Origin of the sequence: Pseudomonas sp. R28(2017) (assembly GCF_002112505.1) — a bacterium.
GTDB lineage: Bacteria > Pseudomonadota > Gammaproteobacteria > Pseudomonadales > Pseudomonadaceae > Aquipseudomonas.
The window spans coordinates 35,124-59,000 of sequence record NZ_NEHW01000005.1; the positions used below are offsets into that span (position 1 = coordinate 35,124).

Consider the following 23,877-nt stretch of genomic DNA (forward strand, 5'->3'; position numbering starts at 1 on the left):
AGCAAACCTTGAGTGAGTGGTGAAAGGCCCGATGGTAGCAAATGACTTCTGACGCGTCAGTCGGCCAGCGCCTCGTAACCGGTCAAAAAGTGTGGGCCGATGTAACGCTGCGGCAGCTGGAACTCGTCCGGGTACTCCACCTGCACCAGGTACAAGCCATAAGGATGCGCGGTCACCCCGCCTTCGCGACGGTTGCGCCCCTCCAGCACTTCACGGGCCCACTCGACCGGGCGCTCGCCGGCACCGATGGTCATCAGCACCCCGGCGATATTGCGCACCATGTGGTGCAGGAAGGCGGTAGCGCGCACGTCCAGCACGATCATCTGGCCGTGGCGGGTCACGCGCAGATGGTGGATGTGCTTGATCGGCGACTTGGCCTGGCACTGGCTGGCGCGGAAGGCACTGAAGTCATGGGTGCCGAGCAGGTATTGGGCGGCCTGGGCCATGCGCTCGACATCCAGCGGGCGGTGGTTCCAGGTCACTTCCTCGGCCATGTGCGCGGGGCGGATCGGGTCGTTGTAGATCACGTAGCGATAGCGCCGGGCACAGGCCTTGAAGCGCGCATGGAAGTCGGCCGGCATCGGCCGTGACCAGACCACACTGATGTCGTGGGGCAGGTTGAAATTGGTGCCCAGGGTCCAGGCGCGCTCGTCACGCACGGCGCGGGTGTCGAAATGCACGATCTGCCCGCAGCCGTGCACGCCGGCATCGGTACGCCCGGCGCAGATGACGCTGATCGGCTCGTCGGCCACCTTCGACAGCGCCTGCTCGAGGGCCTGCTGGACGCTGGGCACGCCGCTGGCCTGGCGCTGCCAGCCGCGGTAGCGCGAGCCTTTGTATTCCACACCCAGGGCAATGCGGGTGAAGCCTTCGGCGGCCGATTCGGTGGCGGCGGTATCGATGATGTCCAAGAGCGTGAAACCTGTGGGTGGTACGAAATGGCGGGGATTATAACGATAACGGCTGTGGCAGCGGGCTTGCCCGCGAAGCAGGCACCTCGCTGGACGGCACGGGCTTCGCCCGTGTTCGCGGGCAAGCCCGCTCCCACAAGGGCCGTGCAAGCTTTCAAGTGTTGAGCATGACTGCTGCTCCCACAAGGACCGACTTCAGCTGCAGCTTTCAGACCAGCCGCGAGAGCATTTCTTCGGCTTCCTGGCGCTGGCCGTCATCGCCATCCTTGACCACTTCGTCGAGGATGTCGCGGGCGCCCTGGTGGTCGCCCATGTCGATGTAGGCGCGTGCCAGGTCGAGCTTGGTCGCGACTTCGTCGGCACCGGAGAAGAAGTCGAAGTCGAGGTCGTCCAGCGGCTCGGGCTCGGCGGCGGCGTCTTCGGCGGTGAAGTGCGGCTCCAGCGATGGCGACTCCAGGCTCTGCGACAGCTTGTCGAGCTCGGCGTTGACGTCGTTCAGTTCCGAAGCAAAGCTCTTGGCCGCCGGCGAGTCATCATCCAGCGACAGCGAGAGGTCGAAGTCTTCCGGCAGCTCCAGCTCGGAAATCGGGTCGAATTCCGGGATGGCGTCGAAGGCTGCCAGTTCGGCCGCGACATCCACTGGCTCTTCTTCCGCCACAACCGGGGCGGCCGGGGCAGCCGTCTGGCCACTGTCCAGGTCGAAATCGGCCAGGTCGAAATCAGCCAGGTCGTCGATGCTCTGCGGCTCGGCCTGAGCCTGGGCCAGCAGGGTTTCGAAATCGGCATCGGCATCGGTTTGCGGCTCGGCGGCAGCCGGTTCGACTGCTGCCTGGGCTTCGACCGGCGGCGCTTCATCCAGCATCGGTGGCTCGAGTTGATCTTCCACCGGCAGATCATCACCCAGGCTCAGGTCGAAGGCGCTGTCCAGGTCGTTGTCATCGAGCACCGACGTCTCGGTGAAGGCCTCGGCGGCAGCTTCGAGTTCTGGCTCGGAGTCAAGTGCCGGAGCTGGCTCGACGAGTGACTGCGGCTCTGGTTCTGACTCTGCTTCAGCTACAGCGTGTTCTTGCGGCTGATCCTGGAGCAACGCCTGCACATACTGCTCGTCCATTTCGGCGGCCAGCGCCGCAGCCCCCGCGCCAACGGCCGCGAGACCCAGCATGGCCGGGTAGCGCTCCTTGAGGCTGTTGACCTGGGCCGTGTTCGCTTCGTTGCCAGGCAACTTGCGCTCCTGCTCGACGAAGGCGCTGTGGTCGCCCTGACGGGCATAGACGTCCATCAGCTTGAGGCGCAGGGTGTCATTTTCAGGCTGCGCCGCCACTGCCGTTTCCAGCAGGTCGGCCGCGTGATTCAGGCGGCCACGCGACAGGCTCAAGTCGACTTCGGCCAGCAATTCGGCATTCGGGTCCTGTAGCGGCTCGGGCTCGGCAATCGGCGCCGCAGGTGCAGCCGACTTTTCCGCAGCCACAGCGGCGGCGGCCGAGGCAGCCACCACAGCAGGCGAAAGGGTCACACTCGGCGCGGACACTTCCAGCTCATCGAAGCTGTTCGGCGGCAGGTCGAGGTCCGGGTTACGCTCACCCTCCTCGGCCAGCGCGCGGGCCATGCGCAGGTGTTTTTCCGCCTCTTGCTGGGCCTTGCGCTTGCGCGCCAGCAGCAACAGCAAAAGCAGCAGCACCAGGAACGCGGACCCGGCGATCAGGCCCAATACCACTGGATTACCTAGCATATCGTCCAGGGCACTCGGCTGCTGCTGTGCAGCCACCGCCTGGTCAGCGGGCGCCTCGGCAGGCGCCGTGTCGACCGCTGCCGGTGCTGGCGCGACCACAGGTTCGGCCGGCGCAGCATCGGCTGCCGGGGGCTGTGCAGGTGCCGGCTCGCCCGGCAAGGTGGCCGCAGGCGGCGCTTCAGGTGCCGCCCCTTGGGCCTCCAGGCGCGCCAACTGGTCGTTCTTGAGCTGGATCAGCTTCTGCAGCTTGTCCATCTGGCTCTGCAGGTCCGCTACCCGGCTCTTCAGTTCGTCGTTGTCACGACGGCTGGTGTCCAGGCTTTCCTGGGCGACGGCCAGCTTGTCGTTGATGGCCTTGGCACTGTTACCGCCGGCCTGGTTGCCGGGGCTGACCAGGCGCAGGTTATCGCCCTGGGCAATACGCTCGGGCGCTGCGTCGGCGGCGCCGCGGCGGGTGGCATCCAGCTGTCGCGCACGCGGCCCCAGGCGCCGGCCTTCACGCCAGGCGGCGTACTGCTCGGCCACTTCACGATTGGCTTCGCCCTGGGGGATGCTCTGGATCTGCTGCTGGTCGGGCAGGCGCAGGACCTGGCCAACCTTGAGCTGGTTGATGTTGTTGCCGATGAAGGCATCCGGGTTGAGCGCCTGGATGGCGATCATGGTCTGTTGCACCGAGCCACCGCCCTGGGTATTGCGGGCAGCGATCTGCCACAGGGTGTCGCGGCGCTTGGTGGTGTAGCTGCCTGCGCTGCTGGTGGCCGGGTTGACATTGGCTGCCGCGGGCTGCTGGCCCTGGGCCTTGGCCTGGTCGAGCAGCACACTGTAGTCACGCAACAGGCGGCCTTGGGGCCACATCACCTGGACCAGGAACTTGACCACCGTGCCGGGCAGCGGCTGGCTGGAGGTGACCCGCAGCACGCTCTTGCCGTTGGGGTTGATCACCGGGGTGAAGGTCAGGTCTTCGAGGTAGCTCGGAAACTCCACACCGGCCTTGCTGAACTCTTCCGGTGGCGCCAGGCTCGGCGCCACTTCGGCTGCGGTGAGGTCGCGCACGTCGAGCAGTTCGATCTCGGCATCCAGGGGCTGGTTCTGCGCCGACTTCAATGTCAGCTCACCCAACCCCAGGGCATTCGCCATGCCCGACGTCAGCGCAGACGCTGCCGCCATGGCCAGAACCAGTTTGCGAATTCGAAGCATGACCTCTTCCCTTGTATGAATCGTCCCAAAAACCTGCGTGCGGCGCGGGACAAAAGTGCTCGCCAGTATCTTTTACGCCATGTGTTTAATCAACAATTGCGCCACTTGCACGGCGTTCAGCGCAGCGCCCTTGCGCACATTGTCGGTGGTCAACCAGAGGTTGAGCTGCTGGTTTTCGTCGATTCCATGGCGTACACGACCAACATAGACCACGTCTTGGCCGACTGCGTCACCGACCGGGGTCGGATAATCATCGTTTTCCACCAGCTCGACGCTTTCGGCGCCTTCCAGTGCCTGGTTGACCTGCGCCAGATCGACTGGGCGACGGCTCTGCACCGCCACACTGAAGCTATCGCCGAAAAACACCGGGACTTGAATGCAGCTTACGGAAATCTTCAGTTCCGGCAGGCCCAACAGCACGCGCAGCTCGCCCACAAGGCGGCGCTCGACGGCGCTGTGGCCCTGCTCGTCGACGGTACCGACCTGGGCCAGCAGGTTGAACGCCACCTGCCGATCGAAAAAGCGCGGTTCCAGCGGCCGGGCGTTGAGCAGCTCGGCGGTTTGCCGGGCCAGTTCGTTGACCGCTTCGCGGCCTTGCGCGGATACCGCCAGGGCGGCCATGACCTGCACCCGCTCGATGTCCAGTTGGCTTTTGAGCGGTGCCAGGGCAACCGCCAAGGCAACGGCTGCGCAGCTGGGACTGGTGATGCGCGCAGGTAGCTTCAGGGCGCCAATGCTGTCGCCATTGGCCTCCGGCACCACGGCCAGGGCATCCTCCAGGCCGCCGGAAAGGTCGATGACCGTGCAACCGGCCTGCACTGCCTTGCTGGCAAAGCTGCAACTGACGGCCGGGCTGGCGGCGAAGAAGGCCAGCTTGACCTGGGCGAAGTCGAAACTGTCGACCTCGCGCACCTTGATCTTCTTGCCGGCGAACATCACGCTGCTGCCCGCCGATTCCATGCTGGCCAGCAGGTGCAGGGTGCCGACCGGGAACGCCAGCTCTTCGAGGATCTGTACGAGGGTTTCACCGACGCTGCCGGTGGCGCCGACGATGGCGATGTCCAGGGGAGTGGTCATGGAGGGGTCCTTTTGCTGAAACGGCGGGGGGCGGCACTTTACTTGGATTGTAGGCTTTTGTCTGTGCTGGCCTCTTCGCGGGCAAGCCTGCTCCCACAGGTGCAGCGCTATCTTCTGAATCTGTGATTTCCCTGTGGGAGCGGGCTTGCCCGCGAAGAGGCCGGCACATGCATAAAAAAACCCGCACTGTCACCAGCGCGGGTTTTCGGTGCAGCAGGAACGATCAACGCTCCAGCAGGATCCGCAGCATGCGGCGCAGCGGCTCGGCGGCGCCCCACAGCAGCTGGTCACCCACGGTGAACGCGCCCAGGTACTGGGAACCCATGTTCAGCTTGCGCAGGCGGCCAACCGGAATGTTCAGGGTACCGGTCACCTTGGTCGGAGTCAGCTCTTGCATGCTGATCTCGCGCTGGTTCGGCACCAGTTTCACCCACGGGTTGTGCTGACTGATCATGCCTTCGATGTCGGCCAGTGGCACATCCTTGTTCAGCTTGATGGTCAGTGCCTGGCTGTGGCAACGCATGGCGCCGATGCGCACGCAGATACCGTCGACCGGGATCGGGCTCTTGAAGCGGCCGAGGATCTTGTTGGTCTCGGCCTGGGCCTTCCACTCTTCACGGCTCTGCCCGTTCGGCAGCTCCTTGTCGATCCACGGGATCAGGCTGCCAGCCAGTGGCACGCCGAAGTTCTCGGTGGGGAAGCCTTCGCCACGCATGGTTTCGGCCACCTTGCGGTCGATGTCGAGGATGGCGCTGGCCGGGTTGGCCAGGTCATCGGCGACGGCCGCGTGGGTAGCGCCCATCTGCTTGATCAGCTCGCGCATGTTCTGCGCGCCAGCACCGGAGGCCGCCTGGTAGGTCATGGCGCTCATCCACTCGACCAGCCCGGCCTCGAACAGGCCGCCCAGGCCCATCAGCATCAGGCTGACGGTGCAGTTGCCGCCGATGTAGTTCTTGGTACCGGCATCGAGCTGCTGGTCGATGACCTTGCGGTTGACCGGGTCGAGCACGATGACCGCGTCGTCCTGCATGCGCAGCGACGAAGCGGCATCGATCCAGTAACCCTGCCAGCCGGCTTCACGCAGCTTGGGGAACACCTCGTTGGTGTAGTCGCCGCCCTGGCAGGTCAGGATCACGTCGAGGGTCTTGAGTTCTTCAATCGAATAAGCGTCCTTGAGCGGAGCAATATCCTTGCCCACGTTCGGGCCCTGGCCACCCACGTTGGAGGTGGTGAAGAACACCGGCTCGATAAGGTCGAAATCCTGCTCCTCCAGCATCCGCTGCATGAGCACGGAACCGACCATACCGCGCCAACCGATCAGACCTACACGTTTCATCGCAACTACACCTTTGCTAAAAGTGGGCCGCCACCTCGAGTTTTTGGTGGCGGGCCAGAGAGATTACAGATTCCGCAGCGCTGCGACTACTGCGTCGCCCATTTCCTGCGTGCCTACTTTGTCGCAGCCGGCCGACCAGATGTCACCGGTACGCAGGCCCTGGTCCAGCACGATGCTGACCGCCTTCTCGATCGCCTCGGCCGCTGCCTGCTGGTTGAAGCTGTAACGCAGCATCATCGACACCGACAGGATGGTCGCCAGCGGGTTGGCGATGCCCTGCCCGGCGATGTCTGGCGCCGAACCGTGGCAAGGCTCGTACATGCCCTTGTTGTTGGCGTCCAGGGATGCCGAAGGCAGCATGCCGATGGAACCGGTCAGCATGGAAGCTTCATCCGACAGGATGTCACCGAACATGTTGTCGGTCACTACCACGTCGAACTGTTTCGGCGCGCGGACCAGCTGCATGGCGGCGTTGTCGACGTACATGTGGCTCAATTCGACGTCCGGGTAGTCCTTGGCCACCTCTTCGACCACTTCACGCCACAGCTGGCTGGAAGCCAGGACGTTGGCCTTGTCCACCGAGCACAGCTTCTTGCCACGCACGCGGGCCATGTCGAAGCCGACACGGGCGATGCGGCGCACTTCGCTTTCGCTGTACGGCAGGGTGTCGTAGGCCTGGCGCTCGCCACCTTCCAGCTCGCGCTGGCCACGCGGGGCACCGAAGTAGATGCCGCCGGTCAGCTCACGGACGATGAGGATATCCAGGCCCGAAACGACTTCCGGCTTCAGCGAGGACGCATCGGCCAGTTGCGGGTAGAGGATGGCCGGGCGCAGGTTGGCGAACAGGCCCAGCTGCGAACGGATTTTCAGCAGGCCGCGCTCCGGGCGGATGTCACGCTCGATCTTGTCCCACTTCGGGCCGCCCACGGCGCCCAGCAGCACAGCATCGGCCTTGCGGGCGCGCTCCAGGGTTTCGTCGGCCAGCGGCACGCCGTGCTTGTCGATGGCGGCGCCACCGATCACGTCGTGCTCAAGGCTGAAGCCGAGCTGGAACTTGTCGTTGGCCAGCTCCAGCACCTTGACCGCCTCGGCCATGATTTCCGGGCCAATGCCATCACCTGGGAGAATCAGAATCTGCTTGCTCATGCTTTCCTCTATCCATTCACGCGGTGCGGCCAAACGGGCCCCACCGAAAAGTGCTTAACGCTCGGCCCACAACACCAGCACGTCGGTGCTGAACGAGCCATCGGCCTCGATCTGGTAATACTGCCGTACTTCTTCGCCCATGGCTTGCTGCAATTGGCGGATGGCAACGCGCATCGGCTCCGGGGTGCGCATGCGCTCGACCCAGCTGGCAAACTCCAGGCGCAAGGGCTGGCGCGTGTGGCTGCGCACGTGCAGGCCGGCTTCGCTGACCTGGCGCTGCCATTCGGCGGCGGAGTAGTCGCGCACGTGGCTGGTGTCGCGCAACACTTCGACGGTTTGCAGGTAAGTGTCGAGCAGCGGGCTGCCTGGCGACATCACGTCGATGAACGCTGCCACGCCACCCGGCTTGAGCACCCGGCGCACTTCGCGCAGGGCCACGCCGAGGTCGCTCCAGTGGTGCGCCGAGTAGCGGCTGAAGACGAAATCGAACGAAGCGTCGGCGAACGGCAGGCGTTCGGCGGCACCGCATTCGGTAGTGATATTGCCCAGGCCGCGCTCGCGGGCGGCGCTGGCGACCACGTCGAGCATCGATTGCGAGAGGTCGTAGGCGACCACCTCGGCAACCAGCGGCGCGACGTGAAAACTGACATGACCGGCACCGCAGCCCAGGTCCAGCACGCGGGCATCGCCCTGCCCCGCCAGTGCGGCTTGCAGCAGGGCGAATTCGCTGCCCTGGGCGTGCACGGCACTGCTGAGGTAGGCGCTGGCCTGCTCGCCAAACTGGCGTTGAACCACATCGGTGTGGGTGGTGCTGGTCATGGCTAAATCCTTTAAGTTTTTTGTTGCCTGTTCTGGCCCTTTCGCGGGCAAGCCCGCTCCCACAGGTACAACACTTGCCCGGGGTTTGTGATATCCCTGTGGGAGCGGGCTTGCCCGCGAAGAGGCCGGTACTGTCACCTACCTATTTCAGGCATCCCGGAACAGCCATGGCTGGCTGGCGCGGTGCTTGCCTTCGAATGCCTTGATCGCATCGCTGTCCTGCAAGGTCAGGCCGATGTCGTCCAGGCCATTGAGCAGGCAGTGCTTGCGGAACGCATCGATCTCGAAGTGCAGCACCTTGCCATCCGGGCGGGTCACCGCCTGCGCCTGCAGGTCGATGGTCAGCTGGTAGCCCGGGTTGGCTTCGACCTGTTTGAACAGCTCGTCGACTTCCTCGTCGCTGAGGATGATCGGCAGCAAGCCGTTCTTGAAGCTGTTGTTGAAGAAGATGTCGGCAAAGCTCGGGGCGATCACGCTGCGGAAGCCGTATTCGTCCAGCGCCCATGGCGCGTGCTCACGGCTCGAACCGCAGCCGAAGTTCTCCCGCGCCAGCAGCACGCTGGCACCTTGGTAACGTGCGTGGTTGAGCACGAATTCCTGGTTCAGCGGGCGCTTGCTGTTGTCCTGGTACGGCTGGCCGACATCCAGGTAACGCCACTCATCGAACAGGTTGGGGCCGAAGCCGGTGCGCTTGATCGACTTGAGGAACTGCTTGGGGATGATCTGGTCGGTGTCGACGTTGGCACGATCCAACGGCGCGACGAGACCGGTGTGCTGGGTAAAGGCTTTCATGCTGCGCTCCCTTGGATCAACTCGCGGACATCGATGAAGTGGCCGGTCACCGCGGCAGCGGCGGCCATGGCCGGGCTGACCAGGTGGGTACGGCCACCGGCGCCCTGGCGGCCCTCGAAGTTGCGGTTGGAGGTGGACGCGCAGTGCTCGCCGCTTTCCAGGCGGTCCGGGTTCATCGCCAGACACATCGAGCAGCCAGGTTCACGCCATTCGAAGCCCGCCTCGAGGAAGATCTTGTCCAGGCCTTCACGCTCGGCCTGGGCCTTGACCAGGCCCGAGCCCGGCACCACCAGCGCCTGCTTGACCGTCGCGGCGACCTTGCGGCCCTTGGCGATTGCGGCGGCAGCGCGCAGGTCTTCGATGCGCGAGTTGGTGCACGAACCGATGAATACGCGGTCGAGCTTGATGTCGGTGATCGCCTGGTTGGCGGCGAGGCCCATGTACTTCAGGGCACGCTCGATCGAGCCACGCTTGATCAGGTCGGGCTCGGCGGCCGGGTCCGGCACGCGCTGATCCACGGCCAGCACCATCTCCGGCGAAGTACCCCAGCTGACTTGCGGCTTGATTTGCGCGGCATCGAGCTCGACCACGGTGTCGAACACCGCATCGTCATCGGAAACCAGGTCCTTCCACGCTTCGACGGCACGCTTCCAGTCCTCGCCCTTCGGCGCATAGGGGCGGCCTTCAACGTAGGCAACGGTGGTGGCGTCGGTCGCCACCAGGCCCACACGGGCACCGGCTTCGATCGACATGTTGCAGATGGTCATGCGGCCTTCCATCGACAATTCGCGGATGGCGCTGCCGGCGAATTCCATGGCGTGGCCGTTACCACCGGCGGTGCCGATCTTGCCGATCACGGCCAGCACGATGTCCTTGGCGGTGACGCCGGCCGGCAACTGGCCTTCAACCCGCACCAGCATGTTTTTCATCTTCTTGGCGACCAGGCATTGGGTGGCGAGCACGTGCTCCACCTCGGACGTGCCGATGCCATGGGCCAAGGCACCGAAAGCGCCGTGGGTGGAAGTGTGCGAGTCGCCGCAGACCACGGTCATGCCCGGCAAGGTGGCACCCTGCTCCGGGCTGATGACGTGGACGATGCCCTGGCGCTCGTCGTTCATCTTGAATTCGACGATGCCGTATTCGTCACAGTTCTCATCGAGGGTCTGCACCTGCAGGCGCGACACTTGGTCGACGATGGCTTCGATGCCGCCCTTGCGCTCTGGCGTGGTCGGCACGTTGTGGTCCGGGGTGGCGATGTTGGCATCGATGCGCCATGGCTTGCGATTGGCCAGGCGCAGGCCTTCGAAGGCCTGGGGCGACGTCACTTCGTGAATGATATGGCGGTCGATGTAGATCAAGGACGAGCCGTCATCACGGCGCTTGACCTCATGGGCTTCCCAGAGTTTGTCGTAGAGCGTTTTGCCAGCCATCAGACTGTTCCTCATCAGCGTCTTTCTATGCCAAAGACCCCTTGGCTTGTACGGACGATGCTATGGGGTTAGATTGAATAACTCAAATTCATAATTTTTATGCTTTGGATAACCAACAGGAATTCGACGCCGTGGACCTGGCCAACCTGAGTGCCTTCATCGCCATTGCCGAAACCGGCAGCTTTTCCGGCGCCGGCGAACGCCTGTTCCTGACCCAGCCGGCCATCAGCAAACGCATCGCCGGGCTGGAGCAGCAACTGGATGTGCGCCTGTTCGACCGCCTGGGCCGCGAGGTCACCCTGACCGAAGCGGGCCGCGCCCTGCTGCCACGCGCCTACCAGATCCTCAATGTCCTCGATGATACTCGACGGGCGCTGACCAACCTCAACGGCGAGGTGAGCGGTCGCCTGACCCTGGCCACCAGCCACCACATCGGCCTGCACCGCCTGCCGCCGCTGTTGCGGGCCTTCACCCGTCAGCACCCTGCCGTGGCGCTGGATATTCAGTTCATGGATTCGGAACAGGCCTACGATGAAATTCTCCATGGCCGTGCTGAAATCGCCGTCATTACCCTCGCCCCCGAGCCTCACCACCTGGTCAGGGCCGTTCCGGTGTGGGACGACGCCCTGGATTTCGTGGCGGCGCCCGAGCACCCGCTGGCCAGCAACCGCGCGGTCAGCCTGGCCGACGTCGCCCGCCACCCGGCGGTGTTCCCCGGCGGCAACACGTTCACCCACCACATTGTCCAGCGCCTGTTCGAAAGCCAGGGCCTGACACCGAACATCGCCATGAGCACCAACTACCTGGAGACCATCAAGATGATGGTGTCGATCGGCCTGGCCTGGAGCGTGCTCCCCCGGACTATGCTGGATGATCAGGTTGCACCCATCGCCTTGCCCGGCATACAGCTGTCGCGCCAGCTAGGCTACATTCTGCACACGGAGCGCACGCTATCGAACGCTGCACGGGCCTTCATGGCCCTGCTCGACAGCCACGCAGGGTCCGCCTGACCGGTCGTCAGCTCGGCATTTCCAACTCATGGACGCGTCACACGCCAAAGGTCTGGTACCGATGCCCAAATCAGCAAATCGCTTTCCGCGCCTGCCGCGCATCCCAGCGGCCGACCCTCAGGAATCGGAACAGGCCTGGCAGAACGCCCCGCAGCTGCTGGCCGCGCTCAATGGCGCCCGCCTGGGCGCCTGGCTGTGGGACATCGACACCGGCCGCATCAGCTGGTCACGGGGTACCCAGGCGCTGTTCGGCTTCGACCCGCAACGCCCGCTGCCCAACGACATCGACTACCTGGACCTGCTGCCAGAGGAAGACCGCGCCCGCACCCGCCAGTTGTTCCACGCCGTGGTCAATGGCGAGCCGGTGGAACAGGCCATGCGCCACCGCATCCGCTGGCCGGACGGCAGCCTGCACTGGCTGGAAATCAACGGCAGCCTGACCCACGACCACCATGGCCGCCGGCAGATGATCGGGGTGATCCGCGAAATCACCCGCCAGCGTGAACGGGAAACCGCCCTGATCAACTCGGAAAAGCGCTTCGCCACGCTGTTCCACCTGAGCCCCAACGCCATTTTGCTGAGCCGCCGCCAGGACGGGATGATCATCGAGGTCAACCAGCACTTCGAGGACATGTTCGGCTGGCCCGGCGGCCAGGTGATCGGCAAGACCAGCATCGAACTGGGCCTGTGGGTCAACCCCGAACAACGCCATCAGGTCATCGAGGCCACCCGTGGCAACCAGGGCCCGGCGATCATGGAGGTGCAGTTCCGCGCCAGCACCGGCAAGCTCCACGACGGCATCCTGTGCACCCAGAGCATCGACATGGAGGGCGTCACCTACCTGATCAGCACCTTCGTCGACACCACCGAACGCAAACGCGCCGAGCAGGCCCTCAAGGACAGCCAGGAGCGCCTCGACCTGGCGCTGGACTCGGCACAGCTGGGCACCTGGGACTGGCACATCCCCAGCGGTATGCTCTACGGCTCGGCCCGCGCCGCGCAACTGCACGGGCTGGACCCGGTGCCGTTCCACGAGTCGTTCGATTCGTTCTTCGAAGGTGTGCCAGAACATGAGCGTGCCAGCATGCGCCAGGCCTACCGCAGCCTGCGCGAAGGCCCGGCCGGCAATTACCAGATCACCTACCGCGTGCAGCTGGAAAACGGCACCTCGCGCTACATCGAAAGCCGTGCACGGCTGTATCGCGACGACCAGGGCAACCCGTTGCGCATGGCCGGCACCCTGCTCGACATCACCGAGCAGGTGGAACGCGAACAGCGCCTGAGCGCCTCGGAAGAGAAATTCGCCAGCCTGTTCCAGGTCAGCCCCGACCCGATCTGCGTGACGCGCCAGGACACCGGCCAGTTCATCGAGATCAACCCGGCCTTCACCCAGACTTTCGGCTGGAGTGCCGAGCAGGTGATCGGCCGCACCGCCGAAGAGATCGGCCTGTGGGCCGAATCGATCGAGCGTGCCCAGCGCATCGAGCGAGTGATCCGCGAACAGGCGCTGAGCAATGTCGCGGTGGTGGTCAACCACCGCAATGGCGCGCCACTGACCTGCGTGATCGCCAGCCGCCTGATCAGCGTCGACGACCAGCCGTGCAGCGTCACCACCCTGCGCGACATCACCCAGCAACAACGTGCCGAGGCGGCGCTCAAATCCAGCGAAGAGAAATTCGCCAAGGCCTTCCACTCCAGCCCCGACGCCATCACCATCACCGAACGCCGCAGCGGCCGCTACCTGGAGGTCAACGACGGGTTCTGCCGGCTGACCGGCTACAGCGCCGCCGAGGTGATCGGCCGCAGCGTCTACGAAATCGGCATCTGGGCCGACGACAAGCAGCGCGGCGCCCTGCTCAGCGAGCTCAAGGAACGTGGCCGGGTGCACCACCGAGAGATGCTCGGGCGCAACAAGCGCGGCGACATCCTTACCGTCGAGGTGTCGGTGGAGCCGATCAGCCTCAACGAGGTCGACTGCCTGCTGCTGACCGCCCGCGATGTCAGCCAGCTGAAGAACGCCCAGGCGCAGATCCGCCACCTCGCCTACCACGACCCACTGACCAACCTGCCCAACCGCGCCTTGCTGATGGACCGCCTGAGCCAGCAGATCGCCCTGCTGCGCCGGCACAACCTGCGCGGTGCGCTGCTGTTCCTCGACCTCGACCACTTCAAGCACATCAACGACTCGCTCGGGCATCCGGTGGGCGACACCGTGCTGAAGATCATCACCGCACGCCTGGAGGCCAGCGTGCGCCTGGAAGACACCGTGGCGCGCCTGGGGGGTGATGAGTTCGTGGTGCTGCTCAGCGGCCTGGAAGGCAGCCGCGAAGCGGTGGAAGGCAAGGTCCGCGAGCTGGCCGACACCCTGCGCGAGCTGCTGGCCGAACCGATGTCGCTGGACGGCCAGCGCCTGCAGGTGACGCCGAGCATCGGTGTGGCGCTGATCCCCGACCACGGTGCGACGCCCGCCGACCTGCTCAAGCGCGCCGACATTGCCCTGTACCGGGCCAAGGATTCCGGGCGCAACACCACCCAACTGTTCCACACCACCATGCAAAAGGCCGCCAGCGAGCGCCTGCGCATGGAAAGCGACCTGCGCCTGGCCCTGGCCCGCGGCGAGCTGGCCTTGCATTTCCAGCCCCAGGTCGATGCCCGCGACAACCGCATCGTCGGCGCCGAAGTGCTGCTGCGCTGGCACCACCCGCAACTGGGCCAGCAGCCCCCCGCGCAGTTCATCCAGGTACTGGAAGAAAGCGGCCTGATACTCGAAGTTGGCAGCTGGATCCTCGACGAAGCCTGCGACGCCTGCGCGCGCATGCTGGAAGACGGCCTGATCGATGCCGATGATTTCAGCCTGTGCGTGAACATCAGCCCGCGCCAGTTCCGCCAGAACGACTTCGTCGAGCGAGTGCTGCGCAGCCTGGACGACTACCGCCTGCCGCGGCAGATGCTGAAGCTGGAGATCACCGAGGGCATCGTCATCCAGAACCTCGAAGACACCATCAGCAAGATGCGCGAACTCAAGCGCTACGGCGTGAGCTTCGCCATGGACGACTTTGGCACCGGCTATTCCTCGCTGACCTACCTCAAGCGCCTGCCGGTGGACGCGCTGAAAATCGACCAGACTTTCGTCCGCGACGCCCCGGAAGACCCCAACGATGCCGAAATTGTCCGCGCCATCGTGGCCATGGCCCGCAGCCTTGACCTGGCGGTGATCGCCGAAGGGGTGGAACTGACCGAGCAACTGGCGTTTCTCGAGCGCCTGGGTTGCCACCTGTACCAGGGTTACCTGCACAGCCGGCCACTGCCGCTGCCGGAATTCAGGCAAATGTTGATGGAAGCGCCGGCGGATTACTGAAACGCAGAAAGGGCACCCGAAGGTGCCCTTTCTTTCATCCCGCCGAACTCAGTTCAGAACCGGCTTGTCGCCATTGATCGGGATGCGTTTGGCCTTGGCTTCTTCCGGCACGATGCGCAGCAGGTCGATGCTGAGCAGGCCGTTGGCCAGGCCCGCCGATTTGACCTCGATATGGTCAGCCAGGCGGAACGACAGCTTGAAGGCGCGCTGGGCAATACCCTGGTGCAGGTAGGTCACTTCAGCGGCGCTGTTTTCGCGCTTGCCACCGATCACGGTCAGGACGCCTTTTTCGACTTGCAGGTCGAGGTCCTGTTCCTGGAAACCGGCTGCGGCAACCACGATGCGATAGTGGTCATCGCCATGTTTTTCCACGTTGTAGGGTGGATAGCTGCTACCCGCCTCATTGCGTGCCGCAGACTCGAACAGGTCGTTGAAGCGGTCGAAGCCAACGGAATGGCGGAACAGTGGAGCGAGAGAGAAAGCGCTGGTCATGGTCATAAACTCCTGAAATTCAGCAAGTAGGTCATTACGCGACCCGACTTCGGCATCGCGTACTAAAGAGATATGGCCTTGGGGAAAGCTTTCAAGAGGAACGAGGAAAAAATCTTGATTCAGCTTTTGATCTGATGGCCTCTTCGCGGGCAAGCCCGCTCCCACAGGGATCTCGCTAAGCCTGAGGGCAGCGCCGAACCTGTGGGAGCGGGCTTGCCCGCGAAGAGGCCAGATCAGGCAACACAAGATTCGAAGGAAGTTACCTCAACACCAAGCAACTGGCTGATGCGGGCGCAGTCATCCTCGCGCCGCAACTCGGCAAACAGCACCACCGCCTCGGGGTAACTGCGGGTCAGCATCGCCAGCCACTGTTTCATCCGCCCCGGCGCATAGCGCGGCGACAGCTTGGCCTGGGCCTGGCGCCAGAACTCGCGCAGCAACGGCAGCAGCTGATCCCAGCTCATGGGCTGGTACTCGCGCCCGTCACGCGCCGCCGCGATCTGCAGGGCCAGGTCCGGCCGTGACACCAACCCGCGCCCCAACATGATGTCCTCGGCACCGCTGACCTCGCGGCAGCGCCGCCAGTCATCGACGGTCCAGATTTCACCGTTGGCGAACACGGGCACCTGGACCACATCCTGCACGCGCGCCACCCACTCCCAGTGGGCGGGCGGCTTATAGCCTTCAACCTTGGTCCGCGCGTGCACCACCAGGTGCGCCGAACCGCCCTCGGCCAAGGCCGTGGCACAGTCCAGCGCGCCGTCCGGGCTGTCGAAGCCCAGGCGCATCTTTGACGTGACCGGGATATGCGTCGGCACCGCACGGCGCACTTCACGCACGATGGCATGCAGCAATTCCGGCTCCTTGAGCAGCACCGCACCGCCACGCGACTTGTTCACGGTCTTGGCCGGGCAGCCGAAGTTCAGGTCGATGACCGGTGCGCCCAGCTCGCAGGCGAGCGCGGCGTTTTCCGCCAGGCATACCGGGTCCGACCCCAGCAACTGCACGCGCATCGGCACGCCGGCCGCCGTGCGCGCGCCCTGGCGCAGCTCAGGGGCGAGCTTGTCGAACGAAGAAGCCGGCAGCAGGCGGTCGCACACGCGGATGAACTCGGTGACGCACCAATCGATGCCGCCCACTCGGGTCAGGACGTCGCGCAGGATGTTGTCGACCAGCCCCTCCATGGGGGCCAGGGCAATTTGCATGTCTGGGTCTCGGCGGAAAAAGGCCGCAGTCTAGCAAAAAAAGCCGCCGCCTCAGCTGCCGATCAGCGCCGGCCCGTAACCGTCGAGGAACTCGGCCGGCATGCGCTTGGGCTTGCCGCTGGACAACTCGATGCAGGCGAAGGTGGTTTGCGCGCGCAGCAGGGTCACGCCGTCGCGTGGGCGCTTGAGCTGGAAGCGCCGGGTCATGCGCAGGCGCTGGTCCCAGTCGATGATCCAGGTGGCCAGTTGCAGCTCATCGTCCTCGTAGCCGGCGGCGAGGTAGTCGATTTCGTGGCGCACCACTGCCATGGCCCGGTCCAGGCGCCGGTATTCGGCCAGGTCCAGGCCCAGGCGCTGGGAGTGGCGCCAGGCGCAGCGCTCAAGCCAGGTGACGTAGACCGCGTTGTTGGCGTGGCCGAGGCCGTCGATGTCCTCGCTGCCGACGCGCAGGTCGATGATGAATGGCGTTGCCAGGTCCCAGCTCATGCCCGCTCCCGATATCAGTGAACGGGCCGAGTGTAACGGATGTTCAAGCACTCTGCCGCGAAGGTTCACGGGCCAGCAGCTCCAGCACCGCCTCGCTCAGACGCGGGTCGGCCAGCACGCGCTGGTGCCCGCCCTCCTCCAGCAACATCAGGCGGCTGTCGAACCAGGCCTTGTGGATGACCTGTGCCTCAGCGGCAGGCACCAGGGCGTCATCGGCGGCATGCACCACCAGGCCCGGCAGTTCCAGCTGATAGCCGCTGACATCCAGACGCGCGATCTGCATGCCGACATCCTGTTCGACCTGGCGAATGAAGGCCGCCCTGGCCCGCGCCGGCAAGCCCAGGCGATGGGCAAAACCACGCAACACACCGAGCAGCTGCGCCGGCGCCGCAATGCTCACGGCAGCCTCGGCACGCAGCCCCATCTGCAGCGCCAGCAGCACACTGGCGCCGCCCATGGAATGGCCGATCACGGCACGCAGCGGCGGCAGCTCGGCGGCCGCTTCCAGCAGCGCCCGGGCAAACAGCACCACATGCGCCTGCTGGCCGGGTGAGCGGCCATGGGCCGGGCCTTCCAGAGACACCACGGTGTGCCCGGCCTGCACCAGGGTTTCGATCAGCGCCGCAAACTGTGTCGGGCGCCCTTCCCAACCGTGCATCAGCAACACCGTCGGCCCCTTGCCCCAGCGCAAGGCCGACAGGCCGAAGCGCAAGGTGATGCGCTCGGCGCTGGCCAGCAGTGGCAGCTCCCATTGCCGGGGCGGCAGGTTGCGCGGGGTCATGAAGGCGCGGCGCATCTTGCCGGCGACATGCTCGGGGGCCAGCCGGCCGAGGGTGCCATTCACGCCACGAATCCAGTTCAGGGTAGTCATCGCCTTGCTCCAGGATCAGGGGTATCAGAGAACTGCCGACTTGGCGGCTCGCAGCATGCGGTCGGACAACTCGCCGGGGCCCAAGGCACGCGCCAAGGCCAGGCCGCCGATCATCAACGCCAGGTCAGCCAGGGCTTTGTCGGCGTCTTCCGGGCGGTCGACCATGGCTGCGGTCATCAGCTCGATATGCTCGGCCAGGACCTCGCGGAAGGCTTCGGGCAGGCGTTGCATCTCGCCGAGCGAATTGGGCAGCGGGCAGGCATGCACTTCGGCGTCACGGTGCTTGCGCGACAGGTAGAAGGCACTGACCAGGGCGCGGCGCCCTTCGCCATCCAGGTTTGGGTCGACCTGGGCGAGCAAGGCGCGACGCTCGTTCAGCAACTGGCGGAAGGCCTCGAGCATGAGCTCGTCCTTGCTCTCGAAGTGCGCATAGAAACCGCCAACGGTCAGGCCTGCAGCGCCCATCACCTGGCTGACACTCGGCTCGGCCGGGCCATGCTGGATCAATGCACTGCGCGCCGCTTCAAGGATGCGTTCGCGGGTCTTGCTCTTCTTGTCGCTCATTCGCCGGCTCGCCAAGCAAAATATGATGATCGAAATATTATTCCCATCATATTTTTTGGCAAGCGAAATCTGCCACCGCTTGTCGGCGCCATAATTTTCTCGAGGGCAAGAAAAACAAAAGGCCCATTCAATAAGCGAATGAGCCTTTAAAGTCCCGCAAAACGCGGGTAAAAATGGCGTCCCCTAGGGGACTCGAACCCCTGTTACCGCCGTGAAAGGGCGGTGTCCTAGGCCACTAGACGAAGGGGACGTAACCTTCGCGAAGATTCGATGAATCGAACCCTGGCAGAAATGGTGGAGCTAAGCGGGATCGAACCGCTGACCTCCTGCATGCCATGCAGGCGCTCTCCCAGCTGAGCTATAGCCCCGAAACAAAAGACTCATTCAATAAGCGAACGAGCCTTTTTAAGTCCCGCAAAACGCGGGTAAAAGTGGCGTCCCCTAGGGGACTCGAACCCCTGTTACCGCCGTGAAAGGGCGGTGTCCTAGGCCACTAGACGAAGGGGACGTAACCTTCGTGCCGATCCGTTTTCACGAACCGCGGCAAAATTGGTGGAGCTAAGCGGGATCGAACCGCTGACCTCCTGCATGCCATGCAGGCGCTCTCCCAGCTGAGCTATAGCCCCGGATTTCTAGCCTCTCGGCCCAGCGACATCCTGAAACATCGCTTGTGCAAAACTGGCGTCCCCTAGGGGACTCGAACCCCTGTTACCGCCGTGAAAGGGCGGTGTCCTAGGCCACTAGACGAAGGGGACGAACCTTCTCACCTTCAAGACCCGGTTGCTGGACCCGGCCTTGCTCGACAGCCTTGGCTGCCAAGCGGAATTTGGTGGAGCTAAGCGGGATCGAACCGCTGACCTCCTGCATGCCATGCAGGCGCTCTCCCAGCTGAGCTATAGCCCCACAATGTCGCTCTGAACAGAAGCGCTGGCTGGGTGCCTGGCGTTTCGTTTTCGTTCATCGCTGTGGACGGGGCGCATATTAAGATCGGAATGCAGGGCTGTCAAACTAAATTTTGAAAATATTCAAAATTTTTTTCACAGATAACAATCACTTACCGCCCTGCCCCACTCAAAACCTGAACGCTGAGCCCTGTGGGAGCGGGTTTACCCGCGAATGCGGCGGTGCATGCCCCATCGTATTCGCGGGCAAACCCGCTCCCACAGGTTCAGCTATCGCCTCAAGAAGGCTATCAGGCGATGTTGGCCAGCAGCTTTTCCCATTCCTTGTTTTCTTTCTTCGACACACCACCGAGCAGGTCCAGGGCCTGGCGCAGACGGTAGCGGGTCAGGTCCGGGCCGAGAATTTCCATAGCGTCGAGCACCGATACCGAGCTGGCCTGGCCGGTAATGGCGGCGAACATCAGCGGCATGGCGTCACGCAGCTTCAGCTCCAGCGCCTCGACCACGGCCTGGATGCAGCCGGTGATGCGCTCTTTCTCCCACTGACGCAGGCTTTCCAGTTTCCACAGGATCAGCTGCATCACCTGGCGCACCTGGTCGGCGGACAGCTTCTTGCTTTCGAACAGCTTGGCATCGAGCTTGAGCGCGCCTTCGAAGAAGAAGCCACCCAGCGGGGCGATCTGGCTGAAGGTCTCGACGCGGCCCTGCACATGCGGGGCGATCTTCATCATGTAGTCGCTGTTGAACGCCCACTTCTGTACGCGCGCAGCGAATTCTTCCACCGGCAGCTCACGCAGCCACTGGCCGTTGAGCCAGGACAGCTTCTCGATGTCGAAGATCGGGCCACCCAGGGAGATACGCGACAGGTCGAAATGCTCGACCATCTCGGCCAGGGAGAACTTCTCGCGCTCGTCCGGCATCGACCAGCCCATGCGGCCGAGGTAGTTGAGCATGGCCTCGGGCATGAAGCCCATGCGCTCGTAGAAGGTCACCGACGTCGGGTTCTTGCGCTTGGACAGCTTGGACTTGTCGGGGTTACGCAGCAGCGGCATGTAGCACAGCTTCGGCTGTTCCCAACCGAAGTACTCGTACAGCTTGATCAGCTTCGGCGCCGACGGCAGCCACTCTTCGCCACGCAGCACGTGGGTGATGCCCATCAGGTGGTCGTCGACCACGTTGGCCAGGAAGTAGGTCGGCAGGCCGTCGTTCTTCATCAGCACCTGCATGTCCATGCGGTCCCAAGGAATTTCGACATCGCCACGGAGCATGTCCGGGACCACGCAGATGCCTTCGCTCGGCACCTTCATGCGGATCACGTGTGGCTCGCCAGCGGCCAGGCGGCGCTGCACTTCCTCGGCGCTCAGCAGCAGGGCACGGCCGTCGTAGCGCGGAGTTTCACCACGGGCCATCTGCTCGGCGCGCATCTGCTCCAGCTCTTCGGCGGTGCAGAAGCAGTAGAAGGCATGGCCGGCGTCCACCAGCTCCTTGGCGTACTTGGCGTAGATCTCGCCACGCTCGCTCTGCCGGTACGGGCCGTGCGGGCCACCGACATCCGGGCCTTCGTTCCATTCGATGCCGAGCCAGCGCAAGGCGTCGAAGATCTGCTGTTCCGACTCGCGGGTGGAGCGCAGCTGGTCGGTGTCTTCGATACGCAGGATGAACTCACCGCCGTGCTGCTTGGCAAAGCAGTAGTTGAACAGGGCGATGTAGGCGGTGCCGACATGGGGGTCGCCAGTGGGCGATGGCGCGATACGCGTGCGAACGGTGGTCATGGAGAGTCTCGAACGAAAGATGAAACAAAGGCGGGATGTTAGCAGGGAGCAGGCACCGGGCTCCAGCAATGGCGCGAACGTCACTTGTCGACTGGCCATTCGCCGCTGTTAAAATTACTTACATTTCTGGAACGATAGTCCTCATGCCTGCCCAACTCAAACGCCGCCTGGCGATCTTCTTCACCCTGGTGGCCCTCATCGCCCTCGGCTTCCTGGCCGAGTGGTATTTCAAAGGCCGCTTCTATGAAAGCACCGACAACGCCTACGTGCAGGGTGAAATCACCCGTATCTCCAGCCAGCTCGGCGCACGCATCGACGAGGTGAAAGTCGACGACAACCAGCACGTGAACAAGGGCGACCTGCTGGTGCGCCTGGAGGCCGCCGACTTCCAGCTGGCCGTGGAACGCGCCCGCGCCGCCCTGGCCACCCGCGAGGCCGAGTATGCACAGGCCCAGAGCCGGCTGACCCAGCAAGGCAGCCTGATCGCCGCCGGCCAGGCCCAGGTATCCGCCAACCAGGCGACCTTCGACCGCTCGCGCCTGGACCTGAGCCGCGCCGAAAAACTGCGCAAGCCCGGCTTTGTCTCGGAAGCGCAGGTCACCACCCTGTCGGCGGAAAGCCACGTGGCCGGCTCCCAGGTCGACAAGGCCCGCGCCGACCTTCAAAGCCAGCGCCAGCAGGTCAACGCCCTGAATGCCGACCTCAAGCGCCTCGACGCCCAGATCGCCAATGCCCGTGCCGACCTGGCCCAGGCCGAGCTGAACCTGACCCGTTGCGAGATCCGCGCCCCGCTGAGCGGCACCATCGGCCAGCGCAATGCCCGCAATGGTCAGGTGGTGCAAGCCGGCGCCTACCTGCTGTCGATCGTGCCCGATGAAAACATCTGGGTGCAGGCCAACTTCAAGGAAACCCAGATCGGCAAGATGCAGCCCGGCCAGCGTGCCGAACTGCTGTTCGACAGCTACCCCGACACCCCGATCGAGGGCCGCGTCGACAGCCTGTTCGCCGCGTCCGGCGCGCAGTTCAGCCTGCTGCCACCCGACAACGCCACCGGCAACTTTACCAAGGTGGTGCAGCGCATTCCGGTGAAGCTGACGTTCGCTGCCGACAACCCGCTGCATGGGCGCATTCGCCCCGGCATGTCGGTGACCGCCACCGTCGACCTGCGCCGCGAGGACGAAGGCCACGATGGCCGGTGATCAACTGCTCCGCCCTACTGCGGAGCCGACCCGGCGCGACTGGATCGCGGTGATGAGCGTGATGCTCGGCGCCTTCATGGCGGTGCTGGACATCCAGATCACCAACTCCTCGCTCAAGGACATCCAGGGGGCGCTGTCAGCAACCCTGGAGGAAGGCTCATGGATCTCCACCTCGTACCTGGTGGCGGAGATCATCATGATTCCGCTGACCGCCTGGCTGGTGCAGCTGCTCTCGGCGCGGCGCCTGGCGGTGTGGGTGTCTGGTGGCTTCCTGCTGTCTTCGCTGCTGTGCTCGATGGCCTGGAACCTCGAGAGCATGATCCTGTTCCGTGCCCTGCAAGGCTTCACAGGTGGCGCGCTGATTCCGCTGGCTTTCACCCTGACGCTGATCAAGCTACCCGAGCACCACCGCGCCAAAGGCATGGCCATGTTTGCCATGACCGCCACTTTCGCCCCGTCGATCGGCCCGACGCTGGGTGGCTGGCTGACCGAGAACTGGGGCTGGGAATACATCTTCTACATCAACATCCCGCCCGGGCTGGTGATGATCGCCGGCCTGCTCTACGGGCTGGAAAAGAAGGAAGCGCACTGGGAACTGCTGAAAAGCACCGACTATGCCGGCATTTTCACCCTCGGCGTGGGCCTGGGCTGCCTGCAAGTCTTCCTCGAGGAAGGCCATCGCAAGGACTGGCTGGAGTCCAACCTGATCGTCGGCCTGGCGACCGTCGCCCTGATCAGCCTGATCACCTTCGTCATCCTGCAGCTTTCCAAGCCACACCCCTTGATCAACCTGCGCATCCTTGGCAACCGTAATTTCGGCCTGTCGAGCATTGCCAGCCTGGGCATGGGCGTGGGGCTTTATGGGTCGATCTACCTGTTGCCGCTGTACCTGGCGCAGATCCAGGGCTACAACGCCCTGCAGATCGGCGAGGTGATCATGTGGATGGGCATACCGCAGCTGTTCCTGATTCCGCTGGTGCCACAGCTGATGAAGGCGGTGTCGCCCAAGCTGCTGTGCGCCATCGGCTTCTGCCTGTTCGGTGTTGCCAGCTTTGGTTCGGGGGTGCTGAACCCGGACTTTGCCGGGCCGCAGTTCAACCATATCCAGATCATCCGCGCCCTTGGCCAACCGATGATCATGGTGACCATTTCGCTGATCGCCACGGCGTATATCCAGCCTCAGGATGCCGGGTCGGCTTCGAGCCTGTTCAACATCCTGCGTAACCTGGGTGGTGCCATCGGCATTGCCCTGCTGGCGACCTTGCTGGATGCGCGGACCAAGGTGTATTTCGATTACCTGAGGGAGTCGGTGGTGCCGAACAACCCACAGGTGGCGGAACGACTGGCGCAGTTGGCGGAGCGCCTGGGCAATGACAATGCGGCGCTGGGCAAATTGAGCGAGATTGCCCACCAGCAGGCGCTGATCATGGCCTACAACGATGCCTTCCACTTTGTCGGGATCGGGCTGGCGGTGAGCATGGTGGCAGTGCTCTTGACCCGCAAGTTGCCGGAGGGGTTGAAGGCTGGGGAAGCTCATTAGCCTGTACTGGCCTCTTCGCGGGCAAGCCCGCTCCTACAGGA

At 64.1% G+C, this 23,877-nt stretch carries 18 protein-coding genes and 6 tRNA genes; 4 read left to right on the forward strand and 20 right to left on the reverse strand.

Annotated features, from left to right (window positions below; translation table 11 throughout):
- Positions 1 to 56: 56 nt before the first annotated feature.
- The 8 genes from truA to leuC all read right to left on the reverse strand — a co-directional run bounded on the left by truA (position 57) and on the right by leuC (position 10,437).
- Positions 57 to 911 carry a tRNA pseudouridine(38-40) synthase TruA gene (gene truA / locus CAF78_RS10285; protein ID WP_085675572.1) on the reverse strand — a complete coding sequence of 285 codons (855 nt, stop codon included), beginning with the start codon at positions 909 to 911 and terminating at the stop codon, positions 57 to 59.
- A 208-nt stretch (positions 912 to 1,119) separates the two neighbouring features.
- Positions 1,120 to 3,837 (reverse strand): FimV/HubP family polar landmark protein, encoded by a 2,718-nt coding sequence (locus CAF78_RS10290; RefSeq protein ID WP_085675571.1) that lies wholly within the window; start codon positions 3,835 to 3,837, stop codon positions 1,120 to 1,122.
- A gap of 72 nt (positions 3,838 to 3,909) precedes the next feature.
- Positions 3,910 to 4,914: an aspartate-semialdehyde dehydrogenase gene (locus CAF78_RS10295; RefSeq protein ID WP_085675570.1), complete on the reverse strand. Its 1,005-nt coding sequence runs from the start codon at positions 4,912 to 4,914 to the stop codon at positions 3,910 to 3,912.
- A 223-nt stretch (positions 4,915 to 5,137) separates the two neighbouring features.
- Positions 5,138 to 6,250 carry an aspartate-semialdehyde dehydrogenase gene (asd, locus tag CAF78_RS10300; RefSeq protein WP_085675569.1) on the reverse strand — a complete coding sequence of 371 codons (1,113 nt, stop codon included), beginning with the start codon at positions 6,248 to 6,250 and terminating at the stop codon, positions 5,138 to 5,140.
- 63 nt (positions 6,251 to 6,313) lie between these two features.
- Entirely contained in the window at positions 6,314 to 7,396 is a 1,083-nt protein-coding gene (gene leuB / locus CAF78_RS10305; protein ID WP_085675568.1) for a 3-isopropylmalate dehydrogenase, read from the reverse strand.
- 54 nt (positions 7,397 to 7,450) lie between these two features.
- The gene (locus CAF78_RS10310; RefSeq protein WP_085675567.1) at positions 7,451 to 8,215 is read right to left on the reverse strand and encodes a class I SAM-dependent methyltransferase; all 765 of its coding nucleotides are present in this window, start codon (positions 8,213 to 8,215) and stop codon (positions 7,451 to 7,453) included.
- Positions 8,216 to 8,362: 147 nt separating this feature from the next.
- On the reverse strand, positions 8,363 to 9,007 hold the full coding sequence (gene leuD, locus CAF78_RS10315) for a 3-isopropylmalate dehydratase small subunit (RefSeq protein ID WP_027919154.1): 645 nt from the start codon (positions 9,005 to 9,007) through the stop codon (positions 8,363 to 8,365).
- Entirely contained in the window at positions 9,004 to 10,437 is a 1,434-nt protein-coding gene (gene leuC / locus CAF78_RS10320) for a 3-isopropylmalate dehydratase large subunit (RefSeq protein WP_085675566.1), read from the reverse strand. Before leuC ends, leuD begins: the two co-directional genes overlap by 4 nt.
- 131 nt (positions 10,438 to 10,568) lie before the next feature.
- On the opposite strand from leuC, the gene CAF78_RS10325 reads away from it, so the two are divergent.
- Together CAF78_RS10325 and CAF78_RS10330 are read left to right on the forward strand one after the other, a co-directional pair.
- Positions 10,569 to 11,447, forward strand: coding sequence for a LysR family transcriptional regulator (locus tag CAF78_RS10325; protein WP_085675609.1), 879 nt, complete (start codon positions 10,569 to 10,571; stop codon positions 11,445 to 11,447).
- 61 nt (positions 11,448 to 11,508) lie between these two features.
- Positions 11,509 to 14,805, forward strand: a complete 3,297-nt coding sequence (locus CAF78_RS10330; protein ID WP_085675565.1) for a PAS domain S-box protein — start codon at positions 11,509 to 11,511, stop codon at positions 14,803 to 14,805.
- Positions 14,806 to 14,853: 48 nt separating this feature from the next.
- Here the strand turns inward: CAF78_RS10330 and CAF78_RS10335 are convergent, their stop codons facing one another.
- The 12 genes from CAF78_RS10335 to gltX all read right to left on the reverse strand — a co-directional run bounded on the left by CAF78_RS10335 (position 14,854) and on the right by gltX (position 21,097).
- Positions 14,854 to 15,297, reverse strand: coding sequence for an Hsp20 family protein (locus CAF78_RS10335; RefSeq protein WP_085675564.1), 444 nt, complete (start codon positions 15,295 to 15,297; stop codon positions 14,854 to 14,856).
- A 233-nt stretch (positions 15,298 to 15,530) separates the two neighbouring features.
- Entirely contained in the window at positions 15,531 to 16,502 is a 972-nt protein-coding gene (locus CAF78_RS10340) for a tRNA-dihydrouridine synthase (RefSeq protein ID WP_085675563.1), read from the reverse strand.
- Positions 16,503 to 16,553: 51 nt separating this feature from the next.
- A complete protein-coding gene (locus tag CAF78_RS10345; protein ID WP_085675562.1) occupies positions 16,554 to 16,988 on the reverse strand; it encodes a thioesterase family protein in 435 nt (144 codons plus the stop codon).
- A gap of 43 nt (positions 16,989 to 17,031) precedes the next feature.
- A complete protein-coding gene (locus CAF78_RS10350; RefSeq protein ID WP_085675561.1) occupies positions 17,032 to 17,859 on the reverse strand; it encodes an alpha/beta hydrolase in 828 nt (275 codons plus the stop codon).
- A 24-nt stretch (positions 17,860 to 17,883) separates the two neighbouring features.
- Positions 17,884 to 18,423, reverse strand: coding sequence for a TetR/AcrR family transcriptional regulator (locus tag CAF78_RS10355; protein ID WP_085675560.1), 540 nt, complete (start codon positions 18,421 to 18,423; stop codon positions 17,884 to 17,886).
- Between the two features lie 174 nt (positions 18,424 to 18,597).
- Positions 18,598 to 18,673: transfer RNA gene (locus CAF78_RS10360), tRNA-Glu, on the reverse strand.
- 42 nt (positions 18,674 to 18,715) lie between these two features.
- Positions 18,716 to 18,791 (reverse strand) — tRNA-Ala (locus CAF78_RS10365).
- 64 nt (positions 18,792 to 18,855) lie between these two features.
- Positions 18,856 to 18,931 (reverse strand) — tRNA-Glu (locus CAF78_RS10370).
- Between the two features lie 42 nt (positions 18,932 to 18,973).
- Positions 18,974 to 19,049 (reverse strand) — tRNA-Ala (locus CAF78_RS10375).
- Between the two features lie 53 nt (positions 19,050 to 19,102).
- Positions 19,103 to 19,178: transfer RNA gene (locus CAF78_RS10380), tRNA-Glu, on the reverse strand.
- Positions 19,179 to 19,250: 72 nt separating this feature from the next.
- Positions 19,251 to 19,326 (reverse strand) — tRNA-Ala (locus tag CAF78_RS10385).
- Between the two features lie 289 nt (positions 19,327 to 19,615).
- Positions 19,616 to 21,097: a glutamate--tRNA ligase gene (gltX, locus tag CAF78_RS10390; protein WP_085675559.1), complete on the reverse strand. Its 1,482-nt coding sequence runs from the start codon at positions 21,095 to 21,097 to the stop codon at positions 19,616 to 19,618.
- A gap of 143 nt (positions 21,098 to 21,240) precedes the next feature.
- Between gltX and CAF78_RS10395 the strand changes: the two genes are divergently transcribed.
- Both CAF78_RS10395 and CAF78_RS10400 read left to right on the forward strand, forming a co-directional pair.
- Positions 21,241 to 22,296, forward strand: a complete 1,056-nt coding sequence (locus CAF78_RS10395) for an HlyD family secretion protein (RefSeq protein WP_085675558.1) — start codon at positions 21,241 to 21,243, stop codon at positions 22,294 to 22,296.
- A gap of 49 nt (positions 22,297 to 22,345) precedes the next feature.
- The gene (locus tag CAF78_RS10400) at positions 22,346 to 23,836 is read left to right on the forward strand and encodes an MDR family MFS transporter (protein ID WP_177408525.1); all 1,491 of its coding nucleotides are present in this window, start codon (positions 22,346 to 22,348) and stop codon (positions 23,834 to 23,836) included.
- The last annotated feature ends 41 nt before the right edge of the window (positions 23,837 to 23,877 follow it).